The organism is Bradyrhizobium oropedii, from assembly GCF_020889685.1.
In the GTDB taxonomy this organism is placed as follows: domain Bacteria; phylum Pseudomonadota; class Alphaproteobacteria; order Rhizobiales; family Xanthobacteraceae; genus Bradyrhizobium; species Bradyrhizobium oropedii.
Map to the genome: position 1 here is coordinate 1 of NZ_JACMYO010000022.1, position 21,421 is coordinate 21,421.

Sequence of the window (21,421 nt, forward strand, 5' to 3'; positions counted from 1 at the left end):
CGCCGTCGCCGCTGCTCGACGAGCAGACCCGCCGCAAGATGGGCGAGCAGGCGGTCGCGCTGGCCAAGGCGGTGAATTACGATTCGGCCGGCACCGTGGAATTCGTCGCCGGCCAGGACAAGAGCTTCTACTTCCTGGAGATGAACACCCGTCTGCAGGTCGAGCATCCCGTCACCGAGCTGATCACCGGCATCGACCTCGTCGAGCAGATGATCCGCGTCGCCGCCAGCGAGAAGCTTGCACTCGCGCAGAAGGACGTCACGCTGACCGGCTGGGCGGTGGAGTCCCGCGTCTATGCCGAGGATCCGTTCCGCAACTTCCTGCCCTCGATCGGCCGGCTGGTGAAATACCGTCCGCCGGCCGAGGCCAGCCATGACGGCATCACGATCCGCAACGACACCGGTGTGCAGGAGGGCGGCGAGATCTCGATCCACTACGATCCGATGATCGCCAAGCTCGTCACCCATGCCCCGTCGCGCGCCGCGGCGATCGAGGCGCAGGCGACCGCGCTCGACGCCTTTTATGTCGACGGCATCAGGCACAACATTCCGTTCCTGTCGGCGTTGATGAACCATCCGCGCTGGCGCGAGGGCCGGCTCTCGACCGGCTTCATCGCGGAAGAATTCCCCAAGGGATTCTCCGCGCGCGCCCCCGAGGGCGAGATCGCGCGGCGGCTCGCGGCTCGGTGCCGCGATCGATCACGTGCTGGGCGAGCGCAAGCGGCAGATTTCCGGCCAGATGGGCGGCCGCGTGGTGCAGCGCGAGCGCCGTCGCGCGGTGTGGCTCGATCGCGCCGAAATCGCGCTCGACGTCGCGCGCGAGGATGACGCGATTGCAGTGCGCTTCATCGGCGCCGACGGGCTGCCGGGCAATCCGCACAATCTGGTGTCGGGCTGGGTGCCGGGCGAGCCGGTGTGGCAGGGCATCATCGACGGCAACTTCGTCGCCGTGCAGGTGCGGGCGATCAACAACGGCTTCCGCCTCGCGCATCAGGGTTTTGAGGTCCCGGTCTATGTCTTCACCGAGACCGAGGCGACCTCGGCGCAGCTGATGCCGGTGGTCTCGGCCGCCGACACCGGCAAGAAGTTGCTGGGCCCGATGCCCGGTCTCGTGGTGTCGATCGCGGTGACTGAGGGCCAGGAGGTCAAGGCCGGCGAGACCCTGGCGGTCGTCGAAGCCATGAAGATGCAGAACGTGTTGCGCGCCGAGCGCGACGGCACGGTGAAGAAGATCCAGGCCGCCGCCGGTGCCACGCTCGCGGTCGATGCGCTGATCCTGGAGTTCGCGTGCAATCTCTAACGACCAGCTTTCGACGTCGACCATTCGATCGGCGTTTGGGCTCTCGTATGGCGAGATGAGGAGGACGATCAAGCGTTTCCCGAAGAGTGGAAGAAGATTGCCGAGAAAGAGATGAAGCGCGATCCCATTTCGCTCGTGCGGCAAACTCAGGAGAACTAGCGATCAAACCAGCTTAAACGGCTTCGGACCTAAATGGCATCGCGCAGGTGGACACGATACCTGGAATGTCGCTGTTCGTCGTGGTCCGCGAGCGACCATGTACGCCGGCCGACCTTGGACTATCCGGCAGTATGCCGGCTTTTCTACAACTGAGGTATCGAACGCATTCTACCGTGCTGCCCTCGCCTCCGGACAAAATGGATTGTCAGTCGCTTTCGATCTGGCGGCGCACCGCAGCGTTTAAGGGGATGTGACAAGGCCGGAGTCGCAATAGCTTCTGATGAAGACATGAAAAATCTCTTCGACGGCATTCCGCTTGGGGAAACATCCGTCTCGATGACCATGAATGGAGCGGTCATTCCCACCCTACCTACATTCATCGTTGTCGCCGACGAGCAAGGCGTTCCACCGGGCGCTTTATCTGGTAAGATCCAGAACGGCAGCAGATGGGCATCGCCTCTATCTTCATTTCGCATGACCTTAGCGTCGTCGAGCGCATCGGCCGTCGTATCGCGGTAATTTACCCGGGACGGATCGTCGAGTTTACCCGCCCATGCGAAGCGCTCTTTGCCAAGCCTGTCCACCCTACACAGAGGCGCTGATTGCGGCAGCTCCAGTGCCGGATCTCGCGCACGTTCGCACGTTCGGCTGAAGCCGCCGGTGGAGCGTGAGGTGCCAAGCCCAATCAACCTCCTCGAGGCTGCGCGTTTCATCCGCGCTGCGCACTCGCCGTCGAGCGCTGCCGTACTGAAGTGCCACCGCTTGTACCGTCGCCTGTCATGCGCGTAGAGGTCCTGGCTCACGGCGCACCACAGCGCTCTGCGCCGCAGCCTACGTCGGCTCAACTCGGTTGGTCGACAACGTCATACTATCGTTACCTGCTCTGTAGCTCGGCTCGAAACCTGCGAGAAATGTGCGCTCACGTGAAGTTATTGTTGGGCAGGTGTTTCGTAGACGAACAGTTTATGAGCGGCCCGGCTCGGAACATTCGCGTCCTTGCGGACAAGGCAGACCCGTTCATCAAGAAGAGGTTGCTGGACTTGGCGGATCGGTACGACAGCCGTGTTAGCCGACCGTCGCAGGCGTCGCACCGACGAACTCTTCGTAAATTCGATGGTCGGTCGCACCCTCGGTGTTAATCAAGAAGACCCGTGCATCCTGTCCAGGACCGATCCTGTCCCGCTATGTCCGGTCGGAGGCAAATCGCACCCGTAAAGGGCGATGAACCTGGACAAGCCCCGAGCTGCTACCCGCGGGCAAAAACAAGCGAATCCTGCATGCCGCGCCGCGACAGCAGGTCTAGCTCCGCATAATCAGTGCTTCGTACACGAAAGCGCTCAAGTTTCATTGCTACCGCGATGATCGCATCATTGGCGAGAGAGATTCGTGAATTGTCGCCATCTCCGGAGGGCAGTTTGCGCTCCAGATCAGCTGCGCCGCGGATAAACAATAATGGAGAGATACGTCATTGGCGCCTTTACGAGCTCTTCCGGACCATGGCGAGCTGCCGCGTCAAAAAAAAGCGCGTCACCGGGTTCAAGCAGGTAGCTACGATCGGCGTGCCGGTAGCGTACTTTGCCCGTGAGCATGTAGATGAACTCTACGCCGGAGTGCCGGAAGTCGGTGTAGGGAACGGCGTCGCCCTTGAGCGTGATCAGGTAAGGCTCGACGACTACATCGCCGCCGACGCTGTGGCCGAGCAAGTCATAGTGGTGCCCGGCTTTGGTTCCTCGCCGCTCGATGCGCACACCGGTCCCCGCCTTCACGAAGGAGCAATCACGCTGCTCGGCCCTTTCGCGGAATAGGCGTCCGATCGGGACATTCAACGCCTTCGCAAGCGCTGATAAGGTCCCCAGAGAGGGGGAGATCGACCCGTTCTCGATCTTGGACATCATGCCGGCGGAAATGCCGGCCGCGGCGCCGAGTTCCGATACGGTGAGATCAAACTCTTTCCTCAGTCGGCGGACTTCGGCGCCGATTTCCGATTCGAGAGAGGGGGGAACTTCCTTGGGAGCGAGCGAACCCGTCAGAAGCTCCGGTCCTTGCTTCGGTGCCTGTCCTTCCGAACGCTTGATCGCGCCTTTCGCCACGGTGAAAACCTCGCTCAATCTGCGCCGTCGGGCTTTATGAGGCGGCCGCGGCAGATTCGCCGACCGGATCAAGAATAGCCCACTCTATACTGCGGCCAGCGGTTCCCGCTAGGCGGCCGCAGCTTTCGCGCTGATCCCACATAAGCTCGCCGGTATCGGCCCATTCCGATTTTGCTAGTGTTTTCGGCGGGACGTTTCCGATCTCCAGGACCGTCGAGCCGAGCGATCGTATCGCGCCGACGCAACGCTGACCCGTCCGGCACGCCAGGTTCTGTATCCTGGTGACGCCTCAATTGTTTCTTGACAGGAATATGATGTTCTTTAAAGTTACTGTAACGCAAGGCTTGCGTGGGCGGAAAACACCGTAGCGGAGGATTTCATGTGCGGAATCGTGGGGCTGTTTCTCAAGCAACCGAAACTTGAGCCAGAGCTCGGGGCGATGTTGTCGGACATGCTCGCCGTGATGAGCGATCGCGGCCCCGACAGCGCGGGCTTCGCCGTCTATGGCGATGGTGCGCGAGGCCGCGTGAAGCTGACGGTGAGCGGCGCGAACGAGGCTGTGCTACGGGAAGCAGTCGCAGAACTAGGGCGCGCGGTCGGGGAAGACCTGCCCGCTACCTTTCGCGATACCTACGCGGTGATTTCGCTGCCCGCACTCAAGGAGCAGCAAGCGCGCAGCTCGATCGCTGCGCGCATGGACATTAGTTTTGTCGGGGCCGGGAAGCGAATGGAGCTCTACAAGGAGGTCGGTCTACCACAGCGAGTCGCGCAGCGATTTGGGTTGGTGCGGATGGAGGGCAGCCACGGTATCGGCCACACTCGCATGGCGACGGAATCGGCGGTGACCACGCGCGGCGCACATCCGTTCTCGACCGGGCTCGACCAATGCCTCGTCCACAACGGCTCGCTCTCGAATCACAACGGCGTGCGTCGCGTCCTGCAGCGCGAAGGCATGACTTTCGAAACCGAAAACGACACCGAGGTTGCCGCAGGCTATCTCAGTTGGAAGATCCGGGAGGGAGCTTCGCTAAAAGAAGCGTTGACGCAAAGCCTCGCCGATCTCGACGGCTTCTACACCTTCGTCGTGGGGACAGAGAGCGGATTTGCGGTTTTGCGCGATCCTATCTCCTGCAAGCCGGCGGTGATGGCTGAGACCGACGACTATGTGGCATTCGGCTCCGAATATCGCGCGCTTGCGATGTTGCCGGGTGTCGATAAGGCGCATCTTTTCGAACCGAGGCCTGCAACCGTCTACGCCTGGGAGCGGGGTTGATGTCGAACGTCGATCTTGGCAAAGCGCCGCTGCGCGAATTGAACGCGATGCTTCATGCGCTGGCGCCTGCCACCAATGAAACCCATTGGATAGTGACCAATCCCGGCGGAAAGCATGCGATCGCATGCGGCGTCGATGCGCCGGTCACGATCGATATCGAAGGCCATGTCGGCTACTACTGCGGCGGCATGAACAAGCGAGCGACAATCCTCGTTTCGGGAAATGCCGGCGTGGGCGTAGCAGAAAACATGATGTCCGGCGAAGTTCGTGTCAGGGGGGACGCTAGCCAGGCCGCCGGCGCGACCGGCTGCGGGGGCTTGCTGGTGATCGACGGCAACGCTTCTGCGCGCTGCGGTATCTCGATGAAGGGTATCGACATCGTCGTCAAAGGCTCGATTGGGCCGATGAGTGCGTTCATGGCGCAGGCCGGCAATCTGGTTGTGCTCGGAGACGCCGGCGAGGCACTCGGCGATTCCATCTACGAGGCCCGGTTGTTTGTGCGCGGTAACGTCGCGAGCCTGGGGGCCGATTGCATCGAGAAGGAGATGTCGGCGGAGGATAAGTCGATCCTGAGGTCGGTGTTGAAGCGCGCGGATTTGGCCGATTCAGTAAGCCCCAATGACTTCACGATGTTCGGCTCTGCGCGCCGCCTCTATCACTTCCACATCGATAACGTCGACGCCTATTGATCAGGATTTCTGATGACCGCTCCGCCGTCTCATCGCACTCTACCTCGATTTTCCGCCACCTTCAGTCCGCAGACGATCGCCGAAATTCAGCGCGCAGCGGCGACTGGCATCTATGACATCCGCGGCGGTGGCGCGAAACGTGTGCTGCCGCATTTCGATGACCTCCTGTTCTTGGGCGCTTCGATCTCGCGATATCCGCTCGAAGGCTACCGGGAAAAGTGCAGCACCGATGTCACGCTGGGTACGCGCTTTGCCAAGAAGCCGATTAAGCTGAAGATACCCGTCACTATCGCGGGCATGAGCTTTGGCGCACTGTCGGCCCCGGCCAAGGAAGCTTTGGGACGCGGCGCCTCCGCGGTCGGGACGTCGACGACCACCGGTGACGGCGGGATGACCCCAGAAGAGCGCGGGCATTCTTCCATCCTAGTCTATCAATACCTGCCATCGCGCTATGGAATGAACCCTGATGACTTGAGAAAGGCCGACGCGATTGAGATCGTGATCGGGCAGGGCGCAAAACCCGGAGGCGGCGGCATGCTGCTCGGGCAGAAAATTTCGGCGCGAGTTGCAAGGATGCGCACGCTGCCGGAAGGCATCGACCAACGCTCGGCCTGCCGGCATCCGGACTGGACCGGGCCTGACGATCTGGAGATCAAGATCGAGGAACTGCGCGAGCTCACCGATTGGGAAAAGCCGATCTACGTCAAGGTCGGCGCCAGCCGTCCTTATTACGACACCGCACTTGCGGCCAAATCGGGCGCCGACGTGATCGTGCTGGACGGCATGCAGGGCGGCACGGCTGCCACGCAGGAAGTATTCATCGAGAATGTCGGCCTGCCGATCTTGGCGGCAATCCGGCCCGCGGTGCAGGCGCTGCAGGATCTAGGCTTGCACCGCAAGCTGCAGTTAATCGCCTCCGGCGGGATTCGCACCGGCGCCGACGTTGCGAAGGCGCTGGCGCTTGGCGCGGATGCGGTGGCCATCGGCACCGCGGCGCTGATTGCGCTCGGCGACAACGATCCGCAGTTGCAGGCGGAGTACGAAAAGCTGGGCACCGTTGCCGGTGCCTATGACGACTGGCAGGAGGGGTTGGATCCTGCCGGCATCACCACGCAGGATCCCACGCTCGCGGCGCGGCTCGATCCCGCGAAGGCCGGCCGGCGGTTGGCAAACTACCTGTCGGTGCTGACGCTGGAAGCCCAAACGATCGCGCGGGCCTGCGGTAAGAGCCACCTGCACAATCTCGAACCGGAAGACCTTGTCGCATTGACGATCGAGGCCGCAGCAATGGCGGGCGTGCCGCTGGCCGGAACCAACTGGATTCCGGGAATAACAAAATAGCGGATCTGCATCGCGCGAAATCCAATGGACGGCAAATTTTTCAATGCCGGGGTGTTGAAGCATCAAAGGGGTAGTCATGGCCAACAGTCTGCATGCCATCGCGCAAGAGAGAGGCATCAAGTATTTCCTGATCTCCTACACTGACCTGTTCGGCGTCCAGCGCGCCAAGCTCGTGCCGGCTGCGGCGATCGACGGCATGGTCAAGAGCGGAGCCGGCTTTGCCGGCTTTGCGACATGGTTCGACATGACGCCAGCCGATCCCGACATGTTCGCGATGCCAGATCCGGGAAGCCTGATCCAGTTGCCGTGGAAACCCGAGGTCGGCTGGCTTGCCGCCGATCCCTGGATGAACGGCAAGCCGGTTGCGCAAGCGCCGCGCAATCTCCTGAAGCGGCTGATCGCCGATGCTGCCGCGAAGGGCTATGAGCTTAAGTCCGGCGTCGAGTGTGAGTTCTTCCTGATAACGCCCGATGGCACCGGGATTTCCGATGGCGCCGACCGCCAGTCAAAGCCCTGCTACGATCAGCAGGCGTTGATGCGACGATACGACGTCATCGTCGAGATCTGCGATTCCATACTTTCGCTTGGTTGGAAGCCCTATCAGAACGATCACGAGGACGCTAACGGCCAGTTCGAGATGAACTGGGAGTTCGACGCTGCCTTGAAGACGGCGGACCGTCACGCGTTCTTCAAATATATGGCGCGTTCGATCGCCGAGAAGCACGGGCTGCGCGCGACCTTCATGCCCAAGCCGTTCGTCGACCTGACCGGCAATGGCTGCCACGCCCATATCTCGGTGTGGCGCGATGGCCGCAATCTATTCGAAGACGAAACCGGCGAGCTCGGCGTCTCAAAGCTCGGTTATCACTTCCTGGGCGGCATCATGCACTCGGCCGATGCACTCGCAGCGCTGTTCAATCCGACCGTCAACTCGTACAAGCGCATCAACGCGCCGCGCACGACCTCAGGAGCGACTTGGGCTCCGAATTCGGTGACCTATACGGGAAACAACCGCACCCATCTGATCCGCATTCCCGAAGGAGGGCGCTTCGAGGTCCGGCTGGCCGACGGGGCGGCGAATCCCTATCTGCTGCAGGCAGGTCTGCTTGCCACCGGACTCGACGGGATCGACCACGAGCGAGATCCCGGCAAACGCCTTGACATCAACATGTATACCGATGGCCACACCGTCGAGGCTGGCAAGACGCTGCCGCTGAATCTGCTCGATGCGATCCGAGCGCTGCGATCATCGTCGGTGCTGTCGGAAAGGTTGGGCGCGTTCGTTCCCAGCTACATCAAGCTCAAGACCGACGAATGGAACTCCTATTCCCGTCATTTAACGGAATGGGAGCGCGAAACCACGCTCGATTGCTGACGGGCCTCAAATCAAGTGGGGAGGTGCAGGCTTGCTGCACTCCCTCGGGCCGCATCAGTAGATAAACCTGTGTTTTGGATATCGGAGAGCGACGCAACTATCGGTCCGCGCCGCATCTGACGTTTCAGCTCTCGCTCCACCGCCGCATTGCGGCCTGCAGCGTGTTTCGCAACAGGCAGGCGATCGTCATCGGACCAACTCCGCCGGGAACGGGGGTGATGGCGCCGGCCACGTCCCGAGCCTCTCCGAAGGCAACGTCCCCCACCAACCGGCCCTTAGCCCCGTTCTCTGCCGGCAAGCGGTTGATTCCGACGTCAATGACGATTGCGCCAGGCTTGATCCAGCTGCCGCGGACCATCTCCGGTTTTCCGACTGCCGCAACCAAGATATCGGCCTGACGGCAAAGTCCCGGCAAGTCATGACTGCGCGAGTGCGTCATCGTCACGGTGCAATCGGCCTGCAGGAGGAGCTGAGCGATCGGTTTTCCGACGATGTTCGATCGCCCGAGCACCACTGCATGCTGGCCCGCCAGTTCCGTCTGCACCGAGCGAAGCAGCAGCGTGCAGCCAAGCGGCGTGCAGGGGACGAGACTGGTCATCCCGCGCATCAGACGTCCGGCATTCTCGGGGTGGAAGCCATCGACATCCTTCGCGGAATCGACCGACCAGATAACGGTGTCGGTATCCATGTGTGCCGGCAATGGCAGTTGTACAAGGATACCATCGACCTCGTCGTCGGTGTTCAACCGGCGGATCAGGGAAAGAAGCGCCTCTTGCGAGGTCTTGGCCGGCAGGCGGTGCTCGAACGAGCGCATCCCAGTGGCGATGGTCTGACGCGCCTTGGAGGCAACATAGACCTCGCTTGCGGGATCGTTGCCAACGAGTACGACAGCAAGTCCCGGTACGCGGCCGCGGCGCCGTTGCAGTTCCATGACCGCCGCCGCCGTCTTGAGACGTTCCTGCTCGGCGATCGCCTTGCCGTCGATATTGATCGCAGTCATAGCCTAGTCCTTGAAAACGACGGTTTTGGACCCGTTCAGGATGACGCGGCCGTCGATATGCCAGAATACGGCTCGCGACAGCACCCGCCGTTCGACGTCACGACCCTTGCGCACGAGATCGTCGGGTTGGTCATGATGCGAGACGCGCTCGACATCCTGCTCGATGATTGGGCCTTCATCGAGATCGGGCGTTACATAGTGGGCGGTGGCGCCAATCAGTTTGACGCCGCGGCCGTGCGCCTGGTGATACGGCTTTGCACCCTTGAAGCCGGGAAGGAAGGAATGGTGGATGTTGATGCAGCGCCCGGCGAGCTTCGCCGAAAGTTCGTCGGACAGGATCTGCATGTACCGGGCAAGAACGATGAGATCCACTTTCCGGTCCTCGACGATCTTCCAGATGACCGCTTCCTGTTGAGATTTGGTCTGTGATGTGACCGGCAGGTAATCGAACAGAATGGTGCTGAGATCGTGATGCGCGAAGGTCTCGACCGGATGGTTGGAGACAATGCCAGCAATATCGGCGGAGAGTTCGCCAATCCGCCACTTATAGAGCAGGTCCGCCAGGCAATGATCGAACCGCGACACGAGGATGAGCAGCTTGGGGCGTGCGGAACGCGGGCGAACCGTCCACCTCATTTGCAGCTCGTCGGCGACGATTGCGAAGGCTTCGCTGAAACCTTCCGCATTGTCGGTTCCGACGAAATTGAAGCGGATGCGGGCGAAGAAGGCGTTGGTCTCGACGTCGTCGTACTGATGCGATTCCTGGATATTGGCGCCGGCCTCGAACAGCGTTTTGGCAACGGCGGCAACTATGCCCGGCTTGTTGGGACACGAGAAGGTCAGAACGTAGCTATCTGAAGACATGGGCGTCTCATGGAATAGGATATTTGCAGCTTACGGAGCGGCTTGGGTCTGCCAGTCGCAGCCAAACTCGGCGGCGCTGCTCGAGAACCAGCTTGAGAAGCTCTTGGCAAGGCCGCGGTACAAGGCAATCTCAAAGCAGGCGTTGCCGTCGGCATTGTCTTCGCAACGCCAGATCGTGACGCCGATATGGGCGACGATCGTAGTCGCTGCGGCTCCGACTTCGAACGCACGAGGATGGAGGTCGATCTGAAAGCCCTTGGCAAGGGCGTCTCTGATCGCATGTCCGCTGACGCGAAGAACAGCGTAGCCGCCGCTTTGATCCGACACGGACGCGAGCGGCGCGACGATCTGTCTGAGTGACATGCCAAACAGAGGACCGGCACTTTCGCTTATGGCGAGCCAGTAGTTCGGGCCGATGCCCGCGAAGGCGATCTCCCCCGCGCGCGCGATCGCAGGGCTCATGGGCAGATCGAGAAGGAAATGCTGCTTGATACGGTCTCGCAGCAAGGCGTGCTGTCCCTTGCGGGTCTGCATCGTTGCCAAGCCAAGTCCGCGCAGCTCGTAAATGGTGACACCACCACCGTGTTGCGATTGGCCGATGTCCAAGGCTGGGCGAGAGGATAGAACAGAATCAGCCATGCAGACGTGTCCCTTCGGGATCGAAAAAGATGGGAGAGACGATTTCGACTTCGGTGTCGCGATTGCGGACCGGATCGTAGGCGCGCACTATTTCTCCGATGCGTGCCGGGCCGTTCTTGATCAGGCCGAGGCCGATCCAATGCTCAAGCATCGGCGAGAAGGCGACGGAAGTGACGTAACCTTGGTCATTTCCCATGTTCGGCTTCGCGCCGACGGCCAGGAAATGTGCGCCGGCATGCAGTCGCGCAGTCCTGGCAGCCGGCTTGATGCCGATCAGCGCTGGTCGCTCGGGATCGGCGAGTCCCGGACGCATCGCGAGCACGCGACCGATAAAGTCTTTCTTGCGCGACATCATACGGCCGAGGCCAAGATCGGTCGCCGTCGTCATGCCGTTCAGTTCGTTGCTGGCGACGTGGCCTTTTTCGATGCGCATCACGCCCAGCGCTTCGGTGCCGTAGGGCACAATACCTAGTTCGCGGCCGGCCTCCATCATCGCCCGGATGGTGGCATCGCCGAATTGCGCCGGCACCGCCAGCTCGTAGGCAAGTTCGCCGGAAAAGGAGACTCGGAACAGGCGGGCCGGAACGTTGCACCAGCTGAATTCGATGCAGCCTAAATAGGGAAGGGCGGTGTCGGAGATATCAGCGGCGTCACCGAGTAGCCGAGCCAGGAGCAGTCGGGAGTGCGGTCCGGCAATCGAGTATTGCGACCACTGCTCGGTGACGGACACGAGTTGAACATCGAGCTCAGGCCTGAGTACCTGGCGTGCGTGCTCAAGGTGTTGCATGACCTTGCCAGCGTTCGCGGTCGTCGTCGACACGACGTAGTGGTCGGCCGCGAAGCGGGCTGCGGTGCCGTCGTCCATAACGAGACCGTCTTCGCGCAGCATCAGACCATAGCGAACCTTGCCGATCGGAAGCGTCGAGAACATATTGACGTAGACCCGATCCAGGAATGCACCCGCATCATTACCCTGGACATCGATCTTGCCGAGAGTGGAGACGTCGCAGACGCCGATTTTGCCGCGAACCTCTCTGACTTCGCGCGACACTGTCGTCAGCCAGTGGGTCTCGCCGGGTCGAGCGAACCATTGCGCGCGGAGCCACTGCCCAGCCTCCACAAACGTGGCGCCGCATTCTTCGGCCCAACGATGGCCCGCGGTGAGGCGCGTCGGCTTGAAGGCTGGACCGCGATGATGACCAGCGAGCGCACCGATGGCAACCGGGGTATAGGGCGGACGGAACACGGTTGTGCCGACTTGCGACATCCGGCGTCCGGTGATTTGCGCCATCAAGGCATGACCATTGATGTTCGACGTTTTGCCCTGATCGGTGGCCATGCCAAGGGTCGTATATCGCTTCAGCAATTCCACTGACTGAAAGCCTTCGCGGGCTGCGAGCGCGATGTCATTGCTTGTAACGTCGTGCTGAAAATCGACGAACGCTTTTGATCGGCTTTCGGCGACGTACCAGAAAGGCTTTGAGCTAATGTGCTCGTCATCGGCCTGAGGCAACGGATGATTCTGCACGGCACCCCCGGCTGCTTCTGCCGCTGCGGCGCCAGCCGCATCGCCTTCGCGGAGTGTGTCCGCAAGCGCAAAGGATCCCTGTGCGGCCCCTGCCACCGTCATACCGCGAGGAGGCGTATTTAGGACGAATCCCGCCAGCGTATCCGACCAGCTCGGTCGGCTGCCGAGGTGGGTGGCCAGGGCGAGATTTGGAGTCCACCCGCCCGACATGGCCAGCAAGTCGACTTCAATATCGCTCGTTTGCCCATCCGCCGTGCGAACGGAGATGGTCTTGAGATCTTGGCTTCCGCGCGTCGTGAGAACTCGTGCGCCCGCAACGGTCCGGATACCCAACCGGCTCGCCTTTTCGGTGAGACGCGAGTCAATCTCCGTTCGCATGTCGATAATGATTTCCACCGGAATTCCGCTCCCGAGTAGATCGAAAGCGGTCGCCCATGCGTCATCGCAGCCAGTGAAGATCGCGGCGCGGCGGCCAGCCGGGACGGCAAACCGGTTCAGGTAGGTGCGAACTGCCGAAGCCATCATTACCCCGGGCCGGTCATTGCCGCCGAACACGATGTGCCGCTCGATTGCGCCTGTAGCAAGTACCGCACGTTTGGCGACGATCTTCCAAAGCCGCTGCCGGGGTTGATGTGACGCCGGGACCAAAAGGTGGTCGGAGACACGCTCGACCGCGCCGTAGGTTCCGCCGTCATAGACACCAAACACCGTGGTCCGGCGCAATACGCGAACATTCGACAGGGCATCGAGGGAAAGGCTCGCATGGTGCGCCCACGCGGAACCACTCTCGCCTCCGATTTCCCTGTTATCTCCATTGAGACGGCCCCCAAGGACGTAATCCTCGTCGCACAGGATGACCCGCGCGCCCGATCGGCCCGCGCTCAATGCCGCGGCAAGTCCTGCTGCACCGCCGCCGATGACGAGAACGTCACAGAAAGCGTACAGCTTTTCGTAGATGTCCGGATCGGCTTCGGGGCTCGCGCGTCCGAGACCAGCGGCGCGCCGGATCGCCGGCTCGTAGACTCTCTCCCAAAAAGAAGCGGGCCACATGAAGGTCTTGTAGTAGAAGCCTGCGGCGAAAAATGGGGAGAGCACAGAGTTGACCGCGCCGACATCGAATTTGAGCGAAGGCCAGCGGTTCTGGCTTTGCGCTTCAAGACCGTCGAACAGCTCAACGATCGTCGCGCGCGTGTTCGGCTCGCGCCGAGCACCGCTCCGCAGCTCGACGAGCGCGTTTGGTTCCTCGCTGCCCGCGGTCAGGATACCGCGCGGCCGATGATATTTGAACGAGCGGCCGACGAGCTTGATGCCATTGCCGAGCAAGGCAGAGGCGAGCGTATCTCCTGCGTAGCCATGATAGCGCTCGCCGTCAAAGGTGAAGTTCAGCGGCCTGCTGCGATCGATTAGGCCGCCTTTCGGGAGCCGGCGAGGCTTCATGTACGAGGCTGCTGCGCTCACGAAGGCTCTCCAGCGGCAAACGTCGCGCCGAAAATTTCATGCGTGCGGGTATCGCGAGTGACGCGCAGCCAGCTTCGGCATCCGCCGCCGTGATACCAGAGATCCTCATGACGGCCCGCGGGATTGTCGCGCAGATAAACCGCTTCATAGAGCTGCCGCGATACATCCGACCCAGATGTCTCGGGTCGGCGCTTGGCGTCGCCGTAATAGGCGAACTCGCTTGCATCGCGCGGGCCGCAGAAGGGACATTCGATACGCATGTCAGTTCTCAATGCAGGTTCGGTTGGGCACCCTGGCCCTTTTCGTCAATGATGTGGCCTGTCTCGAAGCGATCGAGACGGTAGGCGGCCGTGACCGGGTGGGGCTCGTCGCGCGCGAGCAGGTGCGCGAAGCACCACCCGGAAGCCGGCGTTGCCTTGAAGCCGCCGTAGCACCAGCCGGCGTTGAGATAGAGACCGTCGACCGGCGTCTTATCTATGATCGGTGAGCCGTCCATCGACATGTCGACCAATCCGCCCCATGAGCGCAGGATGCGCAGCCGGCCGATTGCAGGCATCAGCGCCATACCGCCTTCGCAGACGTCTTCGACGGTCGGCAGATTGCCGCGCTGGGCGTAGGAGTTGTAGCCGTCGATGTCGCCGCCGAACACGAGCCCGCCTTTGTCGGACTGACTGATATAGAAATGACCTGCGCCGAAGGTGACGACGCCCGGAATGAAAGGTTTGATCGCCTCCGACACGAAGGCCTGCAGCACATGGCTTTCGATCGGAAGTTTCAAGTCCGCAAGTGCGGCGACGCGCGAGCTGCTACCGGCGACGGCCAGCCCCATCTTCCTGGCGCCGATCCTGCCCCTGGTCGTCTCGACCCCAACCACACGGCGGCCCTCACGCAGAAAGCCGGTGACCTCGCAGTTCTGGATGATATCGACCCCGCGATCACTGGCGCCTCGGGCGTAACCCCACACGACCGCATCATGCCGGGCAGTTCCGCCTCGTCGCTGCAGCAGGCCGCCCCTGATAGGGAAGCGTGCATTGTCGAAATCGAGCATCGGAAGTATCCGGCGCACGGCCGCGGCATCGAGCAGCTCTGCGCCGGCGCCGGCAAGGATCATCGCGTTGCCGCGCCGGGCGAAAGCATCGCGCTGGGCGTCAGAGTGATAGAGGTTGAGCACGCCACGTTGGCTGACCATCGCATTGTAGTTGAGTTCCTGCTCGAGCCCTTCCCACAGCTTCATCGACCATTCGTAGAAAGCCTCGTTGCCGGGCAGGAGATAGTTTGAGCGGATGATCGTGGTGTTCCGCCCAGAATTGCCGGAGCCGATGTATCCCTTCTCGAGCACCGCCACGTTCTTGATGCCGTGCTCTTTGGCGAGGTAATAGGCGGTGGCGAGACCATGTCCTCCGCCACCGATGATGATGATGTCGTAATGCGGGCGGGGAGCCGCATCACGCCATGCCGGCTGCCAATCGCGATGTCCGCGAAGTGCTTGCCAGGCGAGGTTCAGGAATGAATAGCGCATAGGAGCTGAGCCGTTCGAAGCGAACTTGTAGGAGGCATCATGCGCTGCTATTGATTGCGCATATGGCAAAAAACGACCAAAAAATGGCTATTTACGACATCGCACGGACGCGCCGGATCGGCTTCCTGCTGATCCCAGGCTTTGCACTGATGTCCTATGCGTCGGCGGTCGAGCCGTTGCGCGCCGCCAACGTTCTGGCCGGCAAAAACCTCTACAGTTGGCGGCATATCTCGGTCCGCGGCAGCGATATTGCCGCCTCAAACGGTGTCCGGATTCAGGCCGATGCTAGCATCAGCAATGCCGGTCGGCTCGATAGAATCGTGGTTTGTGCGGGCGGCAATCCCCAAGCCTTTGATCACCCGCCGACGTTTGCTTTCCTGCGTAAGGCGGCCCGCCACGGGATACAACTGGGCGGCGTGTCAGCCGCACCTTATCTCCTCGCGCGGGCCGGACTGCTTGACGGATATCGATGCACCGTGCATTGGGAGCACATCCCGGCATTCACAGAGACGTTCCCATTCCTGCATCTCAGTCGCTCATTGTACGAGATCGATCGCGACCGCTTCACTTGCGCCGGGGGCATTGCAGCGCTCGATATGATGCACGCCATGATCCGCATCGATCACGGTGCGGAGTTGGCCTCGGCCATCAGTGATTGGTTTCTCCAAACAGAAGTGCGCCGTGGTGAGGTTGCCCAGCGGCTGTCCCCCACCGAGCGCTTCGGGGTCCATCATCCCGGGTTGGTTCAGGCGTTGCTGCGGATGGAAAGGGAGATCGAAATGCCATTGTCGCCACGTGAACTGTCCGACATCGCGGGCGTTTCGCTGCGCCAGCTTGAGCGCCTGTTTGCGCGCCATCTCGGCACCACGATCCATCGGCACTACCGGCGGACTCGGCTTGAACACGCCAGGGTCCTGTTGCGCCAGACTACGAAGTCGATCAGAGAAATTGCGCTTGCAACCGGTTTCGCCGTGCCGACTCAGTTCTCAAGAAGTTACAGGTTACACTTTGGAGTTGCGCCTGCTCATGAGCGAAAAGTCGCCTCGCTGCGCTCGCAGCGACAGGACGAAGAGCTCCCATAGAAGCGGGACCGAGTGGAGCTTTCGAATCGCCTTCGGGTAGTGGACCCAGCGCTCGCACACCCGCTCATCGGACAGCTCGTAAACGTGCTCGAGCAACAACAGACCGATCATGAGGCGGTCTCGATCCTGGGCTTGCCGTTCTCGCTGTAGGGCGAGGCGATTTCCCCGTCGATCCAGTCCCAATCGATCTTGTCGGCAAGCAGAACCAGCTCGTGCTTCATGTCCGATGATCTGGTCCAGCCGTACCAGAACATATCGTTCGATCCCGTCGTCTTATGCTTCTTCGGCCGCATCGTCCCCGCCAGAAGCACGGTTCACAACGAACAGGAATCCACAGAACGAATTTGCAAGGTTTGCGGCGCGCGAGCCTTCCCTGCAATCTCAAACGCCCACAAATCTCCCGCTCAATCGCTTAAAGGGCTGTTCACAGAGAACCGGACAGATGAATGTGTCGATTTCTTTCCCAAATTTGGTTCGGTCGGCATCCACATTGCTTCTTTCGAGGCCTGCTCAAACGTCACTCACGTTGCGGCCCGTCGGATCGCTGACCGTCCAAGACGACCTTTGTCACGAGGCTTCGATCCGTCAGTCCCCTTCCGAACCGATCGTCAGTACCAAGTCAATCGACAACTTTCTGGGTGGACTCCTCTTTCACTGATGATACGCGCCTTCGGGGCGCATTCCCCAATTTCCCGCATAGCTCGGTCAACCGTATGGGGCGGTTCATTGCAACCCAGTCTGTTTCAGTGTTTCGGCCAACGATTCTTCAAATATCTCAAGTCCTTGACTTAGTGTATCAGTGTCGATCGTGAGTGCAGGCAAGAATTGTACAACCTGATCAACGGGTCCGCATCGTTGGACCATCAATCCCTTCTCAAATGCCTTACGCGTCGTGGCCTCTGCGATTTCGGCCATCTGGCAATCAAATCCAAGCACCATGCCCCGCCCTCGAACGGCAAAACTGTTTCTATGCTCGGACGCGATCGCCTCAAGCCGCTGGCGTATAAGCTCGCCCACACGCCTAACACCCTGCGAAAACGTCCGGCTGCACCAGTAGATATTTATGGCTTCGGTTGCACATACAAGTGCAAGGTTGTTTCCTCGAAACGTGCACTTATGTTCTTCTGGATACAACGAGTCTAGCTCCTCCTTTATCAACAACATCGATAATGGCAGACCATACCCGCTTAGCGAATTCGACAGTACAACAATATCCGGCGAAAGAGCTGCGAACTCGAAGCTAAAGAATTCGCCCGTGCGACCACAGCCCATCTGGATATCGTCGACTATAAGAAGGGCGCCCACATCTCTCGCTATGGCCTCAATTGATTGCAACCATTCCTTACCAGCTATATTAACACCACCTTCCCCCTGCACGGTTTCGACGAGAATAGCGGCTGGGCGATCGATACCACTGCCCTCGTCCGTCAACACCTTTCGTAGATAGTCAGCCGTATTAACAGTCGATCCAAGATAGCCATCATAGGGCATGAAGATCGCGCCGGACAAAGAAACGCCGCTCGCCCTGCGGTAAGAACGATTGCCGCTCGCGGCAATTGCTCCTAAAGTCATGCCATGATGTCCATTTGTAAATGAAATGACGTTTTGACGTCCTGTGATCTTGCGCGAGAGCTTTAAAGCCGCCTCAATAGCATCGGCACCGGTTGGCCCCGTGAATTGGAACCGGTATTGCAGATTCCGCTCCCGAAGTATGACAGAGCTGAAAATATCCATGAATTTCAGCTTTGCAGGAGTGGCTATGTCAAGCCCTTGGACTACGGCGTCCGATGCTAGATACTCGATAACAGCAGCTTTGATCCCGTGGTTGTTGTGGCCATAGTTGAGCGTTCCAGCCCCAGAGAGGAAGTCAATGACCTTTCGACCGTCCTCCGTTAACAGTATGGAGCCGCGCGCGCGACTGAAAATAGCCGGAAACGAACGTGAGCACAGGGGCGCGCATGATTCTAGAACTTCTAGAGCGCGCATATTTCGTTCCCCCCAAATAACTTCCTCAATGATCGCCTCCTCCGCGAGTACGGTTTTCAAAAAAAGCAACTTCTGCTATGCATACAAGGACCGGAACGTCGGCGCGCTTCTGCGGTCACTTATGTGGCAACGCTTGTCTCCGAGAACGGCTCCACTCACTTACCTAAGAACAGGGAATAACGGACCTCCTAATATTGGTAGTCTTGTACGATTGCGAGTTACGCATGTGCAGTTAGCGTCGGGAGGTGCGGGAGAGTTAAGCTGGCCTGCGACCAGTATGGGCGGCGAGTGCACCGAATCCTGACATACCATACCGTGCTCGACATTCCGTCTGGCGTGGAGTGGGGGGGCAGCGGCCCAGAGCTATCGGTGAACGTTGGCGACGCAAAGAGTTGGGCGGCAACTTGATCTGACGACCTCAATTCTGCTTGCGATCTTTATGCCGAGAATGACGTTCGGCAATTGATTGTGCTCATGGAGCCGATACGCGACTACTTCGTGGCGGCTTCGGCGACCCTGGATATCATAGTGAGTGCAGTCTCGTTCGACAGCGTTCCGTGGGGCGCGCCAAATAGTGGCGCACCGTCGCGAACGAGCTTTAGATTATATTGGTCTATTGGTCGTGCGCATGCCGCATTGCTCGGCAGGGAAGGCAAGACAGCCCGCCGCGCTCGTCTTGGTCTCGTCATCCTCCGTCCTCGCGCCCGCCGCTGATGAAACCGACGAGCTTCTTGTTGCTCTCGAGCGTGGCCCCGACGAGAAGAATTTGGCGTGGTCTAGAGCCGGCCCCATCACCGCAAAAGTTGATGTAGGGTTTGGCCGATAGATCGCGCTTCCTCCAGCGCGTGTACTCCTCCGACTAGACCTCGTTGAGCCGCCCCATGGAGCAGTCCGAGGCTCTTCGACCGGCGCCATAGGGCAGCAGAATCGCCGACGAGAAGCGTGTGCGCTCCGAACGTTAGCCGGTCGGGTCGCGAGCCAGCGGACAATGCACCGCAACCGGGCCGATTCTGGTAATGATCTCGCTGTGGCCTATATATCGTGACGTACCGGTCGTTGGCGGCCGTCGTCAGCGGCGTTCGCTCGCCATTGCGCGAATTCGCTCAGTGGATCAGCAAACGCCGCTCGGAAGATCGAAAAAGCGTTAGTATCGGTCGCGGCGTATCGCCCTCGGTCGATAGTAGAGGCGTCACGCACGATATGCCGCCTTATTGCTTGATCAACGTTCGCCCGTAGCTCCTGACAGATCAAGAACTACTGCTCATTCGGTTAATGGATCCGAAGAAGTTGTTTAATGGATAAACGCTCAGACATTAATGCTCGGCTCTGCCGGAACTTTGACCAATGGACGTCCAAAGGTGAACGAGAACAGTGAAGCGGCCGGTGCCGGTAGTCAGCCGTGCCACCGCAGTGTCGGATTAGACCGCCTGACTGTGATTACCATGCCGACACTCGCTTGGCGTTAAGCCCAGAATTACAATGCTTCAAGAAGCGGATGGCCGATGGCGTTCGTTCGCGCGAATGAAGGGCGCTCGCCATTCAGTGGCTGCAATGGGCTACATTTGGGAGGCCTGCGGCCGATGGAGGCATGACTTGATGGGAGCCCCTTCGTAGTGAGCACGTTCGCGACGTTAATGCCTCTCCGGAAATTAATCTCGCCATGTCGCTCGCAATCGAGTTAATCAGCTTACAGATAGTACTGCCACTCCTGGTAGGTGCGTACATCTGTGAGCCTGGCTAACGTGCCGCTACAGATGCGTTATCGCAAACGGAGGCGATTGAACCGCTGCGTTTACCAGAAACCCGAGACCATTTCGTCATGGTAGCCAAAAATCATGTTCGGCGGCGCTTCGTTCCGTCGAACAGATTACTACCGTTTGGCCTCTGTACATGTAATCAAACAGCTCGCTGCTTATGCAGATCGGGGTTGGAATGCCTTCGGACGTTGCCTGTATCTGTAAATGAAACACTGAGGCCACGGCATTGGACGACTCCTCACAGTAGCGAAATCGTCTCGGTCAGCTGCTCTACCGAAATCAACTCAACTGAGGCTTAATCGCGCGACCACGGCAGGGAAACGTCATGATCGAAATCCCACTGAGTCTTCGGGCGCACGGTACGCCGGGTTTCCAGCGCTTGCTCGGGAGGACATGCGGTGTAGCCAGTTGCAACCCGCACTTCGGCGAACTTCTCCAGGGCGCCTTTGATGTCACGGAAGGCGGCCACCGACGCACCGTACGCGCGCTCGTTTCAGTTCACATGCCGTACGCTGATGGATCGGTTGCCCACGCGGCATTGGATCCAGACCGCATGAGCAATTTCGTGCCCGAGGCCGGACGCACCGGCATCCACGTAAGACCGGCCCATTTTCGCAAGTGTGAAGTTGCGGCCCGGCTCGCCCTCGATGCTTTCGGGCTGAATAATATGGGAGCCAGGCTCGAAGTGAAAACGTTCATTCCAGAATGCGTCGGTATGGGGTCGTCTACGACCGGCGTAGTGGCCTCCATCCGTGCGGTTGCCCACGCCGTCAGCGCCTACCGAGGAGCTCGGATGATGCCAGCGCCTCATCTGCAAGCAACGCTCGCCGTAGCAGCCGAGCATGCGTCGGATTCGCTGATGTTCGACTGCACGGCCACCACCATCCTGTTTGCCCACCGCATCGGCAAGATTGTCCGAACGTTCAATGGTCCTCTCCCGCAAATGCATATTCTCGGGTTTGACACCGGCTCTGCCCGTGACGGTGTCGATACCGACCGATTACCGAGAGCGCGCTACTCGCGCGATCAGATCGCCGCCTTCGGGTGCGCGTTGGCGGTCCTGGAGCGAGCGATTGCTGAGCAAAGTGTCGCGCTCGCCGGCCGGGTTGCGACTTTCTCCGCGAAGATGAGCGAGACCGCCGTTCAGAATCCGCTCAAGAAGCCGAAGTTCAACGAGCTCCTCCGCATCAAGGAAGGCACCGGTTCGGCCGGTATTGCAGTCGCCCATAGCGGCACGGTTGCTGGCCTGATCTTCGACCCGGCTCTCCCCGACCTTCGTACTCGAGTGGCTGAGGCCAGCTCCGCGATCGCTCACCTCGGTTTCGATCACTTTCGTACATTTTCAACACCGTATTGAGGATG

At 60.2% G+C, this 21,421-nt stretch carries 15 protein-coding genes and 4 pseudogenes; 9 read left to right on the plus strand and 10 right to left on the minus strand.

Features of this window, described 5'->3' with window-relative positions; all coding sequences use genetic code 11:
• The 3 pseudogenes from H8A95_RS08760 to H8A95_RS08770 form a co-directional block, all read left to right on the plus strand.
• A pseudogene (locus H8A95_RS08760) lies at positions 1–1,299 on the plus strand (ATP-binding protein); the annotation flags it as partial.
• Positions 1,300–1,410: 111 nt separating this feature from the next.
• Positions 1,411–1,896, plus strand: a pseudogene (locus H8A95_RS08765) (methylmalonyl-CoA mutase family protein); the annotation flags it as partial.
• A pseudogene (locus H8A95_RS08770) lies at positions 1,896–2,270 on the plus strand (oligopeptide/dipeptide ABC transporter ATP-binding protein); the annotation flags it as partial. The pseudogenes H8A95_RS08765 and H8A95_RS08770, both read left to right, overlap by 1 nt.
• A 615-nt stretch (positions 2,271–2,885) precedes the next feature.
• Here H8A95_RS08770 and H8A95_RS08775 read toward each other — a convergent pair.
• Positions 2,886–3,548, minus strand: a complete 663-nt coding sequence (locus H8A95_RS08775) for a helix-turn-helix domain-containing protein (RefSeq protein WP_229182843.1) — start codon at positions 3,546–3,548, stop codon at positions 2,886–2,888.
• A gap of 379 nt (positions 3,549–3,927) precedes the next feature.
• Between H8A95_RS08775 and H8A95_RS08780 the strand changes: the two genes are divergently transcribed.
• The 4 genes from H8A95_RS08780 (at position 3,928) to glnT (ending at position 8,226) form a co-directional block, all read left to right on the plus strand.
• A complete protein-coding gene (locus tag H8A95_RS08780) occupies positions 3,928–4,821 on the plus strand; it encodes a class II glutamine amidotransferase (protein WP_229182811.1) in 894 nt (297 codons plus the stop codon).
• Complete coding sequence (locus tag H8A95_RS08785; RefSeq protein WP_229182812.1) at positions 4,821–5,510, plus strand: GltB/FmdC/FwdC-like GXGXG domain-containing protein; 690 nt, start codon at positions 4,821–4,823, stop codon at positions 5,508–5,510. The genes H8A95_RS08780 and H8A95_RS08785 overlap by 1 nt, the downstream gene beginning before the upstream one ends.
• 12 nt (positions 5,511–5,522) lie before the next feature.
• Positions 5,523–6,851 carry an FMN-binding glutamate synthase family protein gene (locus tag H8A95_RS08790; protein ID WP_229182813.1) on the plus strand — a complete coding sequence of 443 codons (1,329 nt, stop codon included), beginning with the start codon at positions 5,523–5,525 and terminating at the stop codon, positions 6,849–6,851.
• A 76-nt stretch (positions 6,852–6,927) separates the two neighbouring features.
• Positions 6,928–8,226, plus strand: a complete 1,299-nt coding sequence (gene glnT, locus H8A95_RS08795) for a type III glutamate--ammonia ligase (protein WP_229182814.1) — start codon at positions 6,928–6,930, stop codon at positions 8,224–8,226.
• A 124-nt stretch (positions 8,227–8,350) separates the two neighbouring features.
• Here glnT and folD read toward each other — a convergent pair whose 3' ends face one another.
• From folD to H8A95_RS08825, 6 genes are read right to left on the minus strand one after another with little or no spacing between them, the layout of a single operon-like run.
• A complete protein-coding gene (folD, locus tag H8A95_RS08800) occupies positions 8,351–9,226 on the minus strand; it encodes a bifunctional methylenetetrahydrofolate dehydrogenase/methenyltetrahydrofolate cyclohydrolase FolD (protein ID WP_229182815.1) in 876 nt (291 codons plus the stop codon).
• Positions 9,227–9,229: 3 nt separating this feature from the next.
• Positions 9,230–10,090, minus strand: coding sequence for a formyltetrahydrofolate deformylase (gene purU, locus H8A95_RS08805; RefSeq protein ID WP_229182816.1), 861 nt, complete (start codon positions 10,088–10,090; stop codon positions 9,230–9,232).
• Positions 10,091–10,120: 30 nt separating this feature from the next.
• The gene (locus H8A95_RS08810) at positions 10,121–10,729 is read right to left on the minus strand and encodes a sarcosine oxidase subunit gamma (RefSeq protein WP_229182817.1); all 609 of its coding nucleotides are present in this window, start codon (positions 10,727–10,729) and stop codon (positions 10,121–10,123) included.
• Positions 10,722–13,694: a sarcosine oxidase subunit alpha family protein gene (locus H8A95_RS08815; protein WP_229182844.1), complete on the minus strand. Its 2,973-nt coding sequence runs from the start codon at positions 13,692–13,694 to the stop codon at positions 10,722–10,724. Before H8A95_RS08815 ends, H8A95_RS08810 begins: the two co-directional genes overlap by 8 nt.
• 17 nt (positions 13,695–13,711) lie before the next feature.
• Positions 13,712–13,975, minus strand: a complete 264-nt coding sequence (locus H8A95_RS08820; protein WP_229182818.1) for a sarcosine oxidase subunit delta — start codon at positions 13,973–13,975, stop codon at positions 13,712–13,714.
• Positions 13,976–13,983: 8 nt separating this feature from the next.
• Positions 13,984–15,234, minus strand: coding sequence for a sarcosine oxidase subunit beta family protein (locus H8A95_RS08825; RefSeq protein WP_229182819.1), 1,251 nt, complete (start codon positions 15,232–15,234; stop codon positions 13,984–13,986).
• A gap of 62 nt (positions 15,235–15,296) precedes the next feature.
• On the opposite strand from H8A95_RS08825, the gene H8A95_RS08830 reads away from it, so the two are divergent.
• On the plus strand, positions 15,297–16,316 hold the full coding sequence (locus tag H8A95_RS08830) for a GlxA family transcriptional regulator (protein WP_229182820.1): 1,020 nt from the start codon (positions 15,297–15,299) through the stop codon (positions 16,314–16,316).
• Positions 16,317–16,349: 33 nt separating this feature from the next.
• On the opposite strand, the pseudogene H8A95_RS08835 reads toward H8A95_RS08830, so the two are convergent.
• The 3 genes and pseudogenes from H8A95_RS08835 to H8A95_RS08845 form a co-directional block, all read right to left on the minus strand.
• Positions 16,350–16,609 (minus strand): annotated as a pseudogene (locus H8A95_RS08835) (transposase); the annotation flags it as partial.
• A gap of 430 nt (positions 16,610–17,039) precedes the next feature.
• On the minus strand, positions 17,040–18,302 hold the full coding sequence (ectB, locus tag H8A95_RS08840) for a diaminobutyrate--2-oxoglutarate transaminase (RefSeq protein WP_420839354.1): 1,263 nt from the start codon (positions 18,300–18,302) through the stop codon (positions 17,040–17,042).
• A gap of 2,052 nt (positions 18,303–20,354) precedes the next feature.
• Positions 20,355–20,528, minus strand: a complete 174-nt coding sequence (locus H8A95_RS08845; protein WP_229182822.1) for a hypothetical protein — start codon at positions 20,526–20,528, stop codon at positions 20,355–20,357.
• An 84-nt stretch (positions 20,529–20,612) separates the two neighbouring features.
• On the opposite strand from H8A95_RS08845, the gene H8A95_RS08850 reads away from it, so the two are divergent.
• Positions 20,613–21,416 carry a GHMP family kinase ATP-binding protein gene (locus H8A95_RS08850; protein WP_229182823.1) on the plus strand — a complete coding sequence of 268 codons (804 nt, stop codon included), beginning with the start codon at positions 20,613–20,615 and terminating at the stop codon, positions 21,414–21,416.
• Positions 21,417–21,421 lie beyond the last annotated feature (5 nt).

What these genes read in the sequence shown, in the direction of transcription:
- H8A95_RS08780 (WP_229182811.1), top strand. Translation starts at nt 3,928, where the DNA reads ATGTGCGGAATCGTGGGGCTGTTTCTCAAGCAACCGAAACTTGAGCCA.
- H8A95_RS08785 (WP_229182812.1), top strand. Translation starts at nt 4,821, where the DNA reads ATGTCGAACGTCGATCTTGGCAAAGCGCCGCTGCGCGAATTGAACGCG.
- H8A95_RS08790 (WP_229182813.1), top strand. Translation starts at nt 5,523, where the DNA reads ATGACCGCTCCGCCGTCTCATCGCACTCTACCTCGATTTTCCGCCACC.
- glnT (WP_229182814.1), top strand. Translation starts at nt 6,928, where the DNA reads ATGGCCAACAGTCTGCATGCCATCGCGCAAGAGAGAGGCATCAAGTAT.
- folD (WP_229182815.1), bottom strand. Translation starts at nt 9,226, where the DNA reads ATGACTGCGATCAATATCGACGGCAAGGCGATCGCCGAGCAGGAACGT.
- purU (WP_229182816.1), bottom strand. Translation starts at nt 10,090, where the DNA reads ATGTCTTCAGATAGCTACGTTCTGACCTTCTCGTGTCCCAACAAGCCG.
- H8A95_RS08810 (WP_229182817.1), bottom strand. Translation starts at nt 10,729, where the DNA reads ATGGCTGATTCTGTTCTATCCTCTCGCCCAGCCTTGGACATCGGCCAA.
- H8A95_RS08815 (WP_229182844.1), bottom strand. Translation starts at nt 13,694, where the DNA reads ATGAAGCCTCGCCGGCTCCCGAAAGGCGGCCTAATCGATCGCAGCAGG.
- H8A95_RS08820 (WP_229182818.1), bottom strand. Translation starts at nt 13,975, where the DNA reads ATGCGTATCGAATGTCCCTTCTGCGGCCCGCGCGATGCAAGCGAGTTC.
- H8A95_RS08825 (WP_229182819.1), bottom strand. Translation starts at nt 15,234, where the DNA reads ATGCGCTATTCATTCCTGAACCTCGCCTGGCAAGCACTTCGCGGACAT.
- H8A95_RS08830 (WP_229182820.1), top strand. Translation starts at nt 15,297, where the DNA reads ATGGCAAAAAACGACCAAAAAATGGCTATTTACGACATCGCACGGACG.
- ectB (WP_420839354.1), bottom strand. Translation starts at nt 18,302, where the DNA reads ATGCGCGCTCTAGAAGTTCTAGAATCATGCGCGCCCCTGTGCTCACGT.
- H8A95_RS08850 (WP_229182823.1), top strand. Translation starts at nt 20,613, where the DNA reads ATGAGCAATTTCGTGCCCGAGGCCGGACGCACCGGCATCCACGTAAGA.